The organism is Nitritalea sp. (genome assembly GCF_054166705.1).
The window spans coordinates 133,885-148,447 of sequence record NZ_JBSZCV010000015.1 but is presented as its reverse complement, the minus strand read 5'-3'; the positions used below and the strand labels follow the sequence as shown (position 1 = coordinate 148,447).

Here is a 14,563-nt window from a genome sequence, read left to right as displayed (position 1 = left end):
CACAGTGAAAACAGAGACGATTTCCTCCTTAGAGCAGCTTCCTGAGTTAGCGCAAACGCTCATCGCCTTCGCAGGTTCAGAACGCATTTGGGTCTTCCGTGGTACCATGGGAGCCGGGAAAACGAGCACCATCAAGGCCATTTTAGCTAAGATGGGGGTGACGGGCTCCGTCCAAAGCCCCACTTTCGGCCTAGTAAATGCCTACGTCCTACCGGATGGCGATGCGGTCTACCATTTCGACTGCTACCGACTCGAAGGCTTCGAAGAGGCTTTGGCCATCGGTTTGGACGAGTACCTCGAAAGTGGTGCTTACTGTTTTATAGAGTGGGCTGAGCGCATCCCGGAACTGCTTCCGGAGCACTTCTTGCTCATCGATTTAGAGGTTTTGAGCGCCTCAGAGCGAAAGGTTCAGGCGACACACATTTAAGCGCTACCCGCATGATGCAAAAGATTTCAGAAAAAACGATCGGCATACTTCCGCAGACAGAAGTCCAGGCGGTAAAAAAGAAGGGAAAAGAGTTGTGTATAGGAATTCCACGCGAACTGGGGGAGGGAGAAAACCGGGTAGTCCTCACTCCTGAAGCCGTGCGTCTACTGTCCTTTAACGGCATTCGCGTGTGCGTAGAAACAAAAGCAGGTGCGGATGCTAACTTTTCCGACCGCGCCTACTCAGAAGCTGGCGCTCACGTCGTTTACAGTGCGAAAGAAGCGCTGGAGCAGGAAATTGTTCTGAAAGTAGAGCCCCCCACAGCGGAAGAAATCGGACACATGAAGCCTGGGTCTACCTTGATCTCTGCCTTGCAGGTAGGCAAACAAGAAAGTGCCTATTTCCATGCGCTCAATCAAAAACGCATCACAGGGCTTTCCTTCGAGCATCTCGAAGATAAGGTCGGGGGTATGCCGGTAGTTCGCGCCATGAGTGAAATCGCTGGTAGCTCCGTCATGCAGATCGCAGCACATTACCTTAGCAGCGCCCATGCGGGTAAGGGCATCTTGCTCGGCGGCATCACAGGCGTGCCCCCCACCGAAGTAGTCATCATCGGGGCCGGGACGGTGGCAGAATATGCCGCTCGGACAGGACTCGGGTTGGGAGCTTCCATTAAAATTTTCGATAATCAACTGTACAAGCTGCGGCGCATCAAACAGCTCCTCGGGCAGCAAGTGTACACCTCCACGATCGACTCGGTGGGGCTGGCACAAGCACTACGAGAAGCAGATGTAGTCATCGGCGCCCTTCGTGCTGAAAAGGGACGAAATAAACTGGTCGTCACCGAAGAAATGGTCGCTGAAATGCGCCCGGGTAGTGTCATCATCGACGTAAGCATCGATCAGGGAGGCTGCATCGAAACCTCTGAGCTGACCACTCACCTAAACCCTACATTCATAAAATACGAAGTTCTGCACTATGGCGTACCGAATATCCCTTCGCGCGTGGCTCAGACCGCTTCGATCGCCCTGAGTAATATTTTCACCCCCATCTTACTGCAGATGCAAGATTTAGGTGGCGCCGAAGAGATGATTTTCAACTACCGCTGGTTCCTAAAAGGCATCTACACCTACAGAGGAAGCCTAACCAATGCCTACTTGGGGCGCGTTTTTGGAATCCCGCATAAGGAACTCCAACTCCTTTTAGCGGCTCGGTACTAGGTCCCATTCCGCAAGCGCACACGCCTACATCAATTTATCAGTAAATAGACTGGTGATAATTTTGTTAAAATAACAGAAGGGTTTAATTTGCGCCCACTTTAAAATTGACCATTCTTATAAAAAGTTTTTGATATGATGAATCCATGGCACGATGTGCAAATCGGAAAAGATGCTCCTGAATACGTGATGGGTGTTATCGAGATCCCTAAGGGTAGCAAGGGAAAGTATGAGTTAGACAAAGAAACCGGCATGCTTCTATTAGACCGCGTGCTATTTTCAGCGGTACATTACCCAGCGAACTATGGCTTCATCCCGCAGACCTACTGTGACGATAACGACCCCTTGGATATTCTGATCATCTCCCAAATCGACATCCCTTCCATGTGTTTAGTGAAGGCGAAGGTCATCGGCGTGATGCGCATGATCGATGGCGGCGAAGCGGATGATAAGATCATCGCCGTAGCGGCAGACGATCAGTCTGTTAATTACATCAACGACATCGATGAGCTTCCTCCACACCTGATGAAAGAGGTGCATCGCTTCTTTGAAGACTACAAAAAGTTAGAAAACAAGGAAGTAAAAGTGGAAGACTTCTTAGGAAAAACAGAGGCTTACCGCATTATCCAAGAAAGCATTGAGCTATATGATAAAACCTTCCGTAAGGAGGCCTAAGCAACAGGAAAGCCCGCTAGTTTTGGCGGGCTTTTTTACCTTTCTACTGCTGTGGGGAGGGATTTTTTCTTTGGCCTATGGCCAAAACAAAGACCATGAACAGGCACTTACCGAGAATCAAGCCCTGCGAGCGGGACGCGTTCTGGCAGATAGCACTGCCCTTAGCTCCGCAGGCAAATGGAGTTTCAGTGGCTACATCGAAAGTTACTATGGCTTTGATTTTGGGCAGCCCTTCGACCAGCTGCGCCCCGATTTTTTCTTTAATTTTAAACGCCATAATGAGCTGACCATTAATTTTGCTTTGGCGCAAGCCAGTTACAGCGATGGCAGACACCGCGCCACGCTCGGTCTGATGGCAGGTACTTATGCCCAATTTAATTTAGCAGACGAACCCACCTGGGCACAGTTTATCTACGAAGCTTCTGTAGGGTATCTCTTGCATGAAAAAGTTTGGCTAGATGTAGGAATCATGCCCTCACACATCGGTTTTGAAAGTGCCATCGGCGCGGTCTGCGATCATCTGACACGCAGTTTGTTGGCTGAAAATAGCCCTTACTTCCTAACGGGGGCACGACTGACTTATGCGCTACACCCGCAGCATACGCTGGTACTCTGGGCCACTAATGGCTGGCAAAATGTGCAGCGTCAGCCTGGTGTGCAGGGCATCGGCCTAGGCCTACAAGTAGAGTCGCGCCTACGAGAAGACTGGACGATCAGTTATGCCAACTACTACGGCAATGAGGGCGTACAGCCGGTGCAGCGGCCACGGTTTTTTCAAAATTTTTACACCCACTACGAGGGGCTGCCCGGATGGAAGTTGACCCTCGGCGTAGACTATGGTATTCAGGCGGGGGTCCTTCAAGCGGTGGATTACTGGCAGGGTGCCACCGTATCGGTACGCCGCCTACTGAGCGAACGACTGGCACTGGCAGCGCGCTTAGAGCAGTACGCCGACCCCGCAGGAACAATTTTAGCCAACCCGAATCGCTTGAGTGGCTATTCGTTAAATGTGGACTACCGCACGAGTGCTCAAAGCTTATTTCGGATCGAATACCGGCAGCTGGCCTCCGATCGACCTTCCTTCCTGCTACCTGATGCCGGCGTTTCACGCTTTAACAGTGCGCTCACCGCTTCCTTCAGCCTCTTTTTTGGAGATTCCCTTTAATTCCCTTTGGGGGACCCTTTCGGCTTCACACGCGCCTTCGGACATTTTTTCTGCAAGTACATCACAAAGTCGCTGTATCCCTCATGCTCATGATTGCTGAGCTGTATCGAAAAATGATCCTGAAAAGCCAGGGTAAGCTGCCGAAACTCCCGCTTATTGGCCTGCACGACTTCCTCCTCCCAGGCCAGCACCTGCTGGAGGGTATAGGTCTTCGTCGTATTTTTCACGGGCCAGCGGAGGACGATCTTATTCGCGCCTGCGGCAATGAACTTCATGCCGGCCAAAATCTTAACCACGAGCAAAAGGATGACTACCGTGAGCACAGTAGCCCCGATCAGGTAAAAGAGGAAAGGGAAATTCTGAGAGACCGCAAAGTCCCGAAGCAAGAACACCAATCCTACCAGTAGGAGCAGCGTGATAAAAGACAGGGAGAAGTAGGTTTGTCGTTTCGGCTTACAGTGAATCATGTAGGGCTTTTAATTCCGCGAGTTTTTGCGTTACGAAGGTAACTAATTCGGGGAAAAAGGCCTTAAAATGCTGCTCGAAAGCATCGAAATTTTCTTGGAGCGACACGTGGGCATACTCCATGTTCGACTCGAAGCGGGTGCGCTGTGCCATCCCAGACATCGCCTTACGGATTCCTTCTAGGGTGCTGTACTGGTAGAGCCAGTTATAACGCTTCATCATCTCAAAGGCCGGAATAAACTTTTCGGGTAAAATAGCCTGGTGGCTATCTAAAAGCGCATAACTTTCCTGTGCGAAAACCTCTAGCGGTTTAACATGGTACTCGGGCCAGTTACGGCCTAAGAAAAAATCGAAAAACATATCCGTTATCACGGATGCATAGCGTCCATGACGCGTCCGGAGCAAGAGCTGGGCGGCCTTCACTTCTGCATGTGCATCTGTAAAGGCATCGATTTCACGATGCAGGCGAATGCCGATGGCAATTTCCGCTTCATACATCTCTTCCACTTTCCCACGAACAAAGTCACCAATAAAGTTTCCGACTAAAACCTTAGGCTCGTCAAAGGATAGGTACGCGTGGGCTAAATAATTCACAGTACTGGGTTCAAATTTAGGACAAAAGGCAAGCCTGCTTTATATCCTGAGGCCTTAGCAGCAGAAGTCGTGGGTTGCTTCTGGTCTTACGGCTTTCGGAATGAAACAAAGATAGGATTTTCTCTAGGATTTCAAAAAAAACGTCGCGTGAACCTTTAAATTGTCGCTTGGTAAGCAGGAAGGTGTCGTTTACCTTTACGTCCCCAGGCGGAGTGGAAACAAATTCTTTCTCCTTCAGGTTTAGAACCCGATGATGCAAAACGATTACCAAGAGGCTTTACAACATACTTTAAGCCTCCTCAAGCAGGAATGGGCAGCGGACTTGGCCCTTTACAAGACCAAATTTTTAAGTAGCAGCATCGCGGAAAAAAAAGAGGCGGGCATCTGCTGGTACCCTGTTCAGGTGCGCACGAGCAGTTTTACGCTGGCCGACCGTGTGCTCATCGAAGTGGAACGTTTCGATCAGCTGGAACATGATTTCCAAAGCGGCAAGTCCGTATCGGTCTTCACCTTTGCGCCCCAGGGCGCAAAGGGAAATGTCAGCCTGAATGGGGTTATCAATTACGTACGAAAAGACAAGATGGCCATCACCTTAAATGTGGATGAGCTGCCGCAGTGGTTGCTGCACGAAAAAATCGGCGTGGACCTGCTTTTCGATGAAGCCTCCTATCGACACATGGAATCGGCCATGCGCCGGGTGATAAAAGCGAAGGGAGATCGAACTGCGGAGCTGAAGGAAGTGCTGCTTGGAACTCGGGCAGCACGTTTTTCTCAGCAGGTTACGCTGATCGCTCCGAACAGGCCGCTTAACCCGTCACAAGAAAGTGCCTGCCAGCTTATCCAGCAGGCAGAGGATGTGGCGCTGGTGCATGGCCCTCCGGGAACGGGGAAAACGAGCACGCTGGTGCAGGCGATCTTGACGGCCAGCTACACCTATCCGCAGGTGCTCGTCTGCGCCCCTAGTAATGCGGCAGTGGACTTACTGACCGAGCGCCTCGGGGAAGTTGGACTGGAGGTACTACGGCTGGGTCATCCTGCGCGTATCGATGCCCCGATCCTAGCCAGCACCTTAGATGCCCGCATCGCGGCCCATGACAGCTATAAGGAGCTCAAGCTGCTCCGCAAAAAAGCAGAAGCCCTGCGCAAACAAGCGGGCAAGTACAAGCGGAACTTTGGCGCAGCCGAACGCGCCGCCCGAAATCACGCCCTTCAGGAAGCGCGGATGCTGAAAGAAAATGCGCGGCATCTCGAGGACTATATCCATTATGATGTGTTTCAGCGGGCCCAAGTTATTACCTGCACGCTGGTAGGCGCGGCGAGTGCTCAGCTGGATGGCCACCGCTTTCCTCTAGTATTCATCGATGAGGCCGCGCAGGGCTTGGAACCCGCCACATGGATTCCCCTCTTACGTGCAGACCGTGTCGTGATGGCAGGGGATCACTGCCAGCTTCCTCCCACCATTAAATCCTTCGAGGCAGGACGTGCAGGGCTCTCGCAGACCCTTTTTGAAAAAGTGATACTGCGGCAGGCGGAGGCAGCAGTGATGTTAGAAGTCCAGTACCGGATGCCCGAGGTGATCATGCGCTTTTCCGCTCAGACCTTTTATGAGGGAAAACTTCAGGCGGCTCCGATTACAGATACACATCGTTTGCACCCCGATGAACCGATCTTGGAATTTATCGACACAGCGGGTACGGGGTTTCTGGAACATAAGGAAAAAGACAGCCTGAGCACCTTAAACGAGCGGGAGGCGGTGGCCCTGCTGCGGTATTTAGAGCAGTGCGTCAAAAGGCTAGGCATCGGGCACATGAAACAGGAAGGATGGAACATCGGTCTTATAGCACCCTACAGCGCCCAAGTACGTGCGCTGCGGCAGCACATTTTCGAGACTTTCCAGTTTCCGAACCTGAAGGCCTTTTCGGAGCTGCTCACCGTGAATAGCATCGATGGGTTTCAAGGTCAGGAGCGGGACATCATGGCCATCAGCTTGGTTCGTGCGAATGAAACGGGGGAAATGGGCTTTCTGTCCGATACTCGGAGGATGAATGTGGCCCTCACCCGGGCCAAAAGGAAGTTGATCGTCATGGGCGACAGTGCCACGCTAAGTCATCATCCCTTCTATGCGGATTTCATCGACTACGTCGATCGCTATGGCACCTATAGCAGCATCTACACCTTGCCTGAACTACTAGAAGGCTTGTAAAGGAAGAGCGGGCAGTACCTTTCCGTCCCTCTTCCGCGGCTACTCCGTATCACCCAACTACTCCAAAAAAGAGTCGAATAGCAAGTTGAAGCGGTACAGGCGAAAGGCCGGCAAGTCCGCTATCGAATGTGCATTTTCCCAGATTTCATTTGCAGTGTAGGTCGACTGCGCATCCACTTTCTCCTCCAAGAAGGCTACCGCTTGCATTTTAGTCTGCACATCATAGGCGACGGTAGGGCCTCGTTTCAACTCTTGAAAATTTTGGATATGCATTTTTAGGGCCTTTACGAAATAACGGCCTGCAGCATCCTGATCCGTCCAAGCTTCCACCTGCCGCTTCTGCGATTTCACATACTTAAGTGGGGTGAGCTTGGCTAATGCCACCAAACGCAGATTTTCGCCACGTAAGGAGGTAGGACTTTGGGCATAGCGCAGGTACTGTACGGTGGTATCTGCTTTTTGTACCCAGAGTTCACCATCGTATTCCCCGCTGCGCTTTTTAGCCTTAAAGGCGATGACATATTTTTCTTGATCTTCCTCCTCCAGCTCATAGGTGAAATTTTGAAACCTGAGCTCATCTAAAAAGTCAGGAACAGTGGAGGCATTCGTGAAAAAATCCAAGGAACGATTCAGTGCCTTTGGGCCATACAACGGTGCTGCCTGGTCGCTATCCCAGCGGGAAGTGTCTTCCCTAGCGGTGAGAAAACGATAGCCGGCGGGGCGTCTTCTTCCCCGATCGATGCGGTCCATCAGTAAAAGCTGCTCACGCAGAAAGACCGTATCTTGGGTATCCACCTGTTCTAACAGCCCGAATTCATAGCGCACAGCGAGGGCCCCATAAAGATTCGGGTCGGCCAACTTGTCGATTACCGCCCCCATCAGCTCCCTTGCATCCAGCGGAGTGACGGTGACCTCCTCCAGCTCTAAAGTTGTCGCTGTTAACATAATTTCAACTGGCTGCTGAGCATCTCGGCTATAGGCCTCAGCATGTAAGGTAAAACCCATACAGGACACATGAAGCGTTCCGGAATCCCGCAGGTCTTTAAAGACGAATTCCCCTTGCGCATTCGCCACCGTGTAGCGGTCCGCTACTTGTAAGGTCGCATAAGGCACAGGGCTGCCCGCTGTGTCCACTACCCTTCCGCGCAAGTCAAACTCCAGGGATGTAAAAAGCATGAAAAAGAAAAGTAGTGTCATTTTAATTCCATTTCGAGTAAAACAAATAGCGCGTCTGAGTCCTTCAGCTCCTCAAACTGACTCCCCGCCGATTCGGATAGAAACAAGCGGATATAATCCACATCCAGTACACTATAAAACGTATTTCCCTTACTGGCCATCGGCTGCAAGCAGGCAAAGGAAAGGATAAAATCATCTACCGACTTGTCCTTTGGCCGCAGCTCCTGAAAGGAAAGATGCTTCAGGTCCAACAAGCGGTAAGCCGGCACGCCAGCTTCAGAAAAATGAAACAACAATTTATCTCCTAAAAGAAGAAAACCATCTGCATGAGTGATTAAGTCCTCTGGAGGGTTCGCTAGCGCTAGCTCGTCCAAGTCGCTGGCCAGACGCCCTTCGAAATCAAAGGTCATGGTTTGCGCTAGCTCCCCTTCTGCGGTTAAAGTATGTAGGACTTTACCTAGGGGTGGGTAGATAAAAAACCCTCCATCAGAAAGCCTACCCGAAAACTGCTGTGGCATAAAATCCAGTGGCGGTTCCTCCGGCTTGGGTAGCCGTTCCTGCAGCACTTCACCTGTGGCCGTAGCGACTTGTACGAGTAAGTGATCCCTTTCTGTATCGTAGCCGGTATAGAGCCAGAGGGTTTCGCCTGCGGCAAAGAGTAATTTCTCGAAGCCAAAAGGGAGTCGCGTGCTACGCACAAAGCTGCCGTCCAATAAAAACTGCTCTATCCTCCGCCCCGGAGTAAATGCGTACAGGTAACCTGCCTCCTCGTCGACCACAAAATCATAAATCCTTCCCCTTTCAAAACTACGAACCGAATGGGAGTAAAGGCCTCCTAGGGTATATACATGAAGCGCTTGGCTTGATTCTTCATCCAAGACATACAGGTGTTCCTTTCCTACTTCCAAACGGTTCACCCCACCCATGCCGCTCTCCTCTCCCAGTTCGGTAAAGCCAACCACACGAAAGGCATCTAAAAAGGTACGTGTCTCTTCTACTTTAAGGATTAATAGGTTATCTGTCTCCTCTCGCTGATGGCACCTAACAAAAAGCAAGAGAAAAACAATCACAAAATAAGGCTTATTCATATAACAAAATAAATTAATAATAGCATAAAATGGTAATCTATTAACTAGGAATTATTTACTATTCCATGCATGGTGAGGCTAGCGGAGGAGAATAGGCAGCTCCTCGCCCTTCTAATCCTTTCTTACCGTTTTCTAGCCAAGCAGACCACCCCTCCTTTCCCATACCTGCTCTATTACAAGCAAGTAATGAATCCTTATAAAGACATAAGTTGCCATTTAAAACTTCAAAGGACAGCTATGTTCGAGCGTATACATAAGCCAAAACAGACGGCAGCATAACTAGCGCCTTCATAAAAGGTATTATTTTCTTCATATTTATGCATGCAAACATCAAAAACAACATAAATAAGAATGCCCGGATCTTATTCAAATGTAAAAAAAAAAAAAAAACGAAACAAGAATTTGAATTGAAAAATTAGGCTTTTGGCCGATAGGCTAAATCCAGCAGGCGAAGCATATTCCCAAAGTGCGGAGCGGCGGCTTCCACTTCTTTAGGAATAGCGCGACCGTGTAGTTTCGCTAAAAGCAGACCATAAAGTACATTCAGGAAAAGTTGCACCTCATGCGGGGGTGCCTGCTCGCCTGCTTCCACCATAAAATGGAGCACATGGGGGCGGCAGTGGCTGTAGGCCTCTCGGTAGTCAGCATCTGACTTGACCAAGTCCCAGTGCAGGGTAGCCAGTTCCTCGACCAGGGCCTGCGTAGCCGATAGATGGCCCTGCTGCATGCGCCCTTCCGCCCGTAGCTGTGTGGTGAGGTCTTCGAACCAGTCGAGGCAAGCCTTCTTTTCAGTCTCCGGAATCGGGTAATGGGCGACCACATGCGTTTCGATCAGGGCTAAATCTCCATCAAAAGCGCGTATAAGGTCCTCCATTTGATACATGTAGAGGAGATATTCTCCGATATGCTCTTGGCGTTTACGTGTAGCTACTGCTTCCATGACCGCAAGTTACGACAAACTGCGTTTGTAGAAAAATAGGACGGGAGGCTCTTGTCAAACTTTTCCATCTGCCTACACGTTCAGGAGAAGGATAATCCAGCAATCTTTAGGAGAGCATGCCGGAAATCCACAGTAATTCATTACTTTTGCATCCAATAAGGATATGAAAAACATTCGAAATTTCTGTATAATCGCCCATATTGATCATGGGAAGAGTACATTGGCAGATAGGCTGTTAGAATTCACGCAGACAGTCACGGAGCGGGAGATGCAGGCCCAGTTGTTAGATAACATGGACCTAGAGCGGGAGCGTGGCATTACGATTAAATCGCATGCGATCCAGATGAAGTATGTCTATAAAGGAGAGGAATACACCTTGAACCTGATCGACACGCCGGGTCACGTGGATTTCTCCTATGAGGTTTCGCGCTCGATCGCGGCCTGCGAGGGGGCCCTGCTTATCGTGGACGCTTCTCAGGGAATCGAGGCGCAGACGATCTCGAATCTTTATTTGGCCATCGGCCAAGACCTGGAAATCATTCCCGTGCTGAATAAAATTGACCTACCCGGTGCAGACCCTGAAGCGGTCTCCGATGAGGTGATCGATTTGATCGGCTGCGCGAAAGAAGATATCGTATTGGCCTCCGGTAAAGAAGGAATCGGCATCGAGGACATTCTCAATGCGGTCGTAGAGCGTATTCCAGCACCTGAAGGTGACCCGGAAGCGCCTTTGCAAGCGATGATTTTCGATTCGGTTTATAACCCCTTCCGCGGTGTGGAGGTAATTTTCCGGATTTTTAACGGGCAAATCCGCAAAGGAGATAAGATTAAATTTGTGAACACCGGCCGCGAATACGATGCCGATGAGATCGGTGTGCTCGGCATCAACCAGATTCCACAGCAGCAAATGGCGGCAGGAAATGTGGGCTACCTGATTTCAGGTATCAAGGTGGCCAAAGAAGTGAAGGTGGGGGATACGATTACGCATGTAAAAAACCCTTGCCAGAAGGCCATCCAAGGTTTTGAGAACGTGAAGCCGATGGTGTTTGCGGGGATTTATCCAGTGGACACCACGGAGTTCGAAGAGCTTCGTAACTCCATGGAAAAGCTGCAGCTGAATGATGCTTCCCTTGTTTGGGAGCCAGAGACCTCTGCAGCCCTTGGCTTTGGTTTCCGCTGCGGGTTCTTGGGCATGCTGCACATGGAAATTATTCAGGAGCGCCTAGAGCGAGAATTCGACATGACGGTGATCACGACAGTTCCTTCCGTACAGTTTCGCGCCCTACTGCATAACGACACCTATCAGGTGATTAATGCTCCTTCGGACATGCTCGATCCGACTAAGTTCAAACATATCGAGGAGCCTTTCGTGAAGGCGACCATCATTACGGCCGGCGACTATGTAGGCGCCGTGATTCAGCTCTGTATGGAAAAGCGAGGACAGATCTCGAATCAGGTATACTTGACTTCAGAGCGCGTGGAGCTCACCTTCAACATGCCGCTGGCGGAGATCGTCTTTGACTTCTTCGATAAGCTAAAGACCATCTCGCGGGGCTATGCCTCACTGGATTATGAGATGATCGGTTTCCAGCAGTCCAACATGGTTCGTCTGGACGTGATGCTGAACGGAGAGATCGTGGATGCGTTATCGGCCATCGTCCATCGCGACAAGGCTTATGAGTGGGGCAAGCGTCTCTGTGAAAAACTGAAGGAGCTGGTGCCACGCCAAATGTTCGAGATCGCGATTCAAGCAGCCGTCGGCACGAAAATTATCGCCCGCGAAACGGTAAAGGCCCTTCGCAAAAACGTTCTGGCCAAGTGTTACGGAGGAGATATATCCCGGAAGCGCAAGCTCCTAGAAAAGCAGAAAAAAGGCAAGAAACGTATGCGCCAGGTAGGGAATGTAGAAGTGCCTCAGGAGGCGTTTATGGCCGTACTCAAATTAGATTAAGCACCAGTAGCAGCAGGCGCACAGCTCTCGAAAGAAAGCTGTGCGTTTTGCATTTATGCACGACCTATTCGATAAAAAACATGACAGCAACATTAATCGACGGAAAAAAGGTCTCGAAGACCTTACAGGAAGAAATCGCGGCTGAAGTGGCTGCACATGTAGCCGCAGGCGGCAAAAAACCGCACCTAGCAGCTATTTTAGTAGGTGAGGATGGTGCCTCACGCACCTATGTTAATGCCAAAGTGAAGGCCTGTGAACAAGTGGGCTTTGACTCTACTTTAGTCAAGTTAGCGGCAGATACCACAGAAGAGGAATTGCTGCAGGTGGTAGCCGACATCAATGAAAACCCAGCCATCGATGGACTCATCGTGCAGCTGCCACTGCCTGCACATATCGACGTAGCCAAGGTTACCGACAAGATCAAGCCTGAAAAAGATGTGGATGGCTTTACACCCGCTAATGTAGGGCGCATGACCCTAGGCTGGCCTGCTTATGTGGCCGCCACTCCTTTCGGCATCGTGGAGCTGCTGAAGCGGTACGAGATAGAAACGAGTGGAAAACACTGCGTGGTCATCGGACGTTCGCATATCGTCGGCTCTCCGATGAGTATCTTAATGGCACGGAATGCCTATCCGGGTAATTGTACCGTAACGCTCACCCACAGCAGAACACAGGGGCTGGCAGACATTTGCCGTACAGCGGATATATTAATTGTGGCTTTAGGCAAAGCGGAGTTCGTGACGGCCGACATGGTAAAGCCAGGCGCGGTGGTAATCGATGTGGGCATCCACCGTATCGAGGATACCAGCAGAAAATCAGGTTTCCGCCTGCTCGGGGACGTGAAATTCGATGAAGTGGCAGAAAAAGCCGCAGCCATCACGCCGGTGCCGGGTGGTGTAGGACCGATGACGATCGCCTCCCTACTGTATAATACCCTCCTCGCTGCGAAAGGGGCTGTGTACGCAAGCAAATAGGCGAAGGGGAGCAAAAATTAAGCGCTTCATTCTCATTTTGTTGGAGAGAAATACAGGAAAAAGGGAATAATTTTCACGAAAAGAACTCTTGCTTTTCGTGAAAATTTTCTACTTTTGCTCTCCCAATCAAGCGCATGTGGTGAAACTGGTAGACACGCCATCTTGAGGGGGTGGTGCCCGTACGGGCGTGGAAGTTCGAATCTTCTCATGCGCACCTAGCAGGTCATATCGACCTGCTTTTTTTTATGTCTGCAAGTCCCTCCCCTCCGGTTTTTCGCCCCTTCCTAGTAAGCCGCACTTTTGCTGTACCCATCCGGAACTTTTTATATGTATTAGATGTATATACATCAAATAAGAAACAACATGAAACTTGACCAACTATTAGCAGATTTAAATTGGCGTTACGCCACCAAGCGAATGAATGGAAACGCTGTACCAGAGGAGCAGGTGGAGCAACTTTTAACCAGCATTCAGCTGACAGCCACTTCGAACGGCTTGCAGCCTTTTACCGTGTATGTCATTCAAGACGAAGCCCTACGCCGTCAGCTACATGAGGTGGCGTATCAGCAGCCTCAAATCCTGGAAGGCTCCCATTTGCTGGTATTTGCTGCTTGGAAAGAGGTAAGTCCCGAGCGCATAGAAGCCTATTTTCAGGACGTTTATGCGCAGCGCAATATGGAAGACGGTGCGCTGGCCCAATATGAAAATCACTTGAAAAAAACCTTTGGTGGCATGACGACCGAGGAGCAGTTCCACTGGTCAGCGAAGCAGGCCTACATCGCTTTAGGTACTGCTTTAGTGGCCGCCGCGCAGCTTCGTATCGACAGCACGCCGATGGAAGGATTCCAGGCAGCAGAAGTAGACCGTGTGCTGGGCTTAAGCGAGAAAGGACTAGGCAGCGCTGCGCTGCTTGCACTAGGCTACCGAAATGAAGCCGAGGACCATTTGGCGGACGCCCCTAAGGTCCGACGTGCGAAGGAACAACTTTTCATACGCTTGTAAAGTAAATGGACCTCTAAAAAGTACTATTCTGAAAATGTAAAATTTAGTCATCCACATACATTCCACTTCCAAGACCCCTCGGGGTCTTTTTTTTATCGCTCAAAACGGGTCTGTTCCAGGTCCCCGAACTTTTTTCGGATAGGTAAACCAGTCTAGGCGGAGGGGCTGCCGCCCAAAATCCGCCCACTTAGACGTAGAAGCCTGAAATGTGGCGATCGCGAGTGTGGGAAACTTTTTAACGGATAAACCAAAAAAATTCACCAAATTTTCAAATCCAGGATTATGTCCGATTAGGGCCACATGACTGTCAGCATCAGGTAAGCGGCGCATGTAGCTAAGTAACTGGTTGTCTGACGCATGATAGAGCTCGGAGGTAAAAAAAACGGGAGTTTGAGTACCAAACCCTTGCGCCTGTAGTCCTTCCCAGGTGAGGCGGGTACGTACTGCATCCGAACAAAACACCCGGTCGAAAGAAACATTTCTATTTTTCAGCAGTTCACCCATAGTAATTAGGTCGTTCATCCCTCTAGGGCTGAGCTTTCGCTGGTGATCCGGACACCCAAGCTCTACCCAAGAAGATTTCGCATGTCGGATAAGCGTGATTTTTTTCATGTAGGATGTGTTTTTGGAAGACATAAGAACAATTTAGAAAAAAATCTTTGATTTGTTATGCTATTTGTTTACAT

14 protein-coding genes and 1 tRNA gene are annotated in these 14,563 nt (G+C 50.2%); 9 read left to right on the top strand and 6 right to left on the bottom strand.

Annotation, left to right across the window (positions count from 1 at the left end; all coding sequences use genetic code 11):
- Positions 1–4: 4 nt before the first annotated feature.
- The 4 genes from tsaE (at position 5) to ACXIT9_RS10550 (ending at position 3,484) form a co-directional block, all read left to right on the top strand.
- A complete protein-coding gene (tsaE, locus tag ACXIT9_RS10565; RefSeq protein WP_458056195.1) occupies positions 5–427 on the top strand; it encodes a tRNA (adenosine(37)-N6)-threonylcarbamoyltransferase complex ATPase subunit type 1 TsaE in 423 nt (140 codons plus the stop codon).
- Positions 428–438: 11 nt separating this feature from the next.
- Entirely contained in the window at positions 439–1,647 is a 1,209-nt protein-coding gene (locus ACXIT9_RS10560) for an alanine dehydrogenase (RefSeq protein ID WP_458056194.1), read from the top strand.
- 132 nt (positions 1,648–1,779) lie between these two features.
- Positions 1,780–2,319 carry an inorganic diphosphatase gene (locus tag ACXIT9_RS10555; RefSeq protein WP_458056193.1) on the top strand — a complete coding sequence of 180 codons (540 nt, stop codon included), beginning with the start codon at positions 1,780–1,782 and terminating at the stop codon, positions 2,317–2,319.
- On the top strand, positions 2,291–3,484 hold the full coding sequence (locus ACXIT9_RS10550) for an outer membrane beta-barrel protein (protein ID WP_458056192.1): 1,194 nt from the start codon (positions 2,291–2,293) through the stop codon (positions 3,482–3,484). The genes ACXIT9_RS10555 and ACXIT9_RS10550 overlap by 29 nt, the downstream gene beginning before the upstream one ends.
- Here the strand turns inward: ACXIT9_RS10550 and ACXIT9_RS10545 are convergent.
- Together ACXIT9_RS10545 and ACXIT9_RS10540 are read right to left on the bottom strand one after the other, a co-directional pair.
- A complete protein-coding gene (locus ACXIT9_RS10545; protein WP_458056191.1) occupies positions 3,481–3,951 on the bottom strand; it encodes a hypothetical protein in 471 nt (156 codons plus the stop codon). The genes ACXIT9_RS10550 and ACXIT9_RS10545 overlap by 4 nt on opposite strands.
- A complete protein-coding gene (locus tag ACXIT9_RS10540) occupies positions 3,938–4,543 on the bottom strand; it encodes an acyl carrier protein phosphodiesterase (protein ID WP_458056190.1) in 606 nt (201 codons plus the stop codon). The genes ACXIT9_RS10545 and ACXIT9_RS10540 overlap by 14 nt, the downstream gene beginning before the upstream one ends.
- Positions 4,544–4,793: 250 nt before the next feature.
- Here ACXIT9_RS10540 and ACXIT9_RS10535 point away from each other — a divergent pair, with 250 nt between their 5' ends.
- Entirely contained in the window at positions 4,794–6,746 is a 1,953-nt protein-coding gene (locus ACXIT9_RS10535) for an AAA domain-containing protein (protein ID WP_458056189.1), read from the top strand.
- A gap of 57 nt (positions 6,747–6,803) precedes the next feature.
- On the opposite strand, the gene ACXIT9_RS10530 is transcribed toward ACXIT9_RS10535, so the two are convergent.
- From ACXIT9_RS10530 to ACXIT9_RS10520, 3 genes are all read right to left on the bottom strand, one after another.
- Entirely contained in the window at positions 6,804–7,922 is a 1,119-nt protein-coding gene (locus tag ACXIT9_RS10530) for a carboxypeptidase-like regulatory domain-containing protein (protein WP_458056188.1), read from the bottom strand.
- Between the two features lie 17 nt (positions 7,923–7,939).
- Entirely contained in the window at positions 7,940–9,010 is a 1,071-nt protein-coding gene (locus ACXIT9_RS10525) for a 6-bladed beta-propeller (protein WP_458056187.1), read from the bottom strand.
- A gap of 415 nt (positions 9,011–9,425) precedes the next feature.
- The gene (locus ACXIT9_RS10520) at positions 9,426–9,950 is read right to left on the bottom strand and encodes a DUF4924 family protein (RefSeq protein ID WP_458056186.1); all 525 of its coding nucleotides are present in this window, start codon (positions 9,948–9,950) and stop codon (positions 9,426–9,428) included.
- A gap of 163 nt (positions 9,951–10,113) precedes the next feature.
- Here ACXIT9_RS10520 and lepA point away from each other — a divergent pair, with 163 nt between their 5' ends.
- The 4 genes from lepA (at position 10,114) to ACXIT9_RS10500 (ending at position 13,877) form a co-directional block, all read left to right on the top strand.
- Positions 10,114–11,901, top strand: a complete 1,788-nt coding sequence (gene lepA, locus ACXIT9_RS10515; protein ID WP_458056185.1) for a translation elongation factor 4 — start codon at positions 10,114–10,116, stop codon at positions 11,899–11,901.
- An 80-nt stretch (positions 11,902–11,981) separates the two neighbouring features.
- On the top strand, positions 11,982–12,875 hold the full coding sequence (gene folD / locus ACXIT9_RS10510) for a bifunctional methylenetetrahydrofolate dehydrogenase/methenyltetrahydrofolate cyclohydrolase FolD (protein WP_458056184.1): 894 nt from the start codon (positions 11,982–11,984) through the stop codon (positions 12,873–12,875).
- 130 nt (positions 12,876–13,005) lie between these two features.
- Positions 13,006–13,089 (top strand) — tRNA-Leu (locus tag ACXIT9_RS10505).
- Between the two features lie 149 nt (positions 13,090–13,238).
- Positions 13,239–13,877: an NAD(P)H-dependent oxidoreductase gene (locus ACXIT9_RS10500; RefSeq protein WP_458056183.1), complete on the top strand. Its 639-nt coding sequence runs from the start codon at positions 13,239–13,241 to the stop codon at positions 13,875–13,877.
- A gap of 99 nt (positions 13,878–13,976) precedes the next feature.
- On the opposite strand, the gene ACXIT9_RS10495 is transcribed toward ACXIT9_RS10500, so the two are convergent.
- Complete coding sequence (locus tag ACXIT9_RS10495; protein ID WP_458056182.1) at positions 13,977–14,489, bottom strand: SixA phosphatase family protein; 513 nt, start codon at positions 14,487–14,489, stop codon at positions 13,977–13,979.
- Positions 14,490–14,563: the final 74 nt, after the last annotated feature.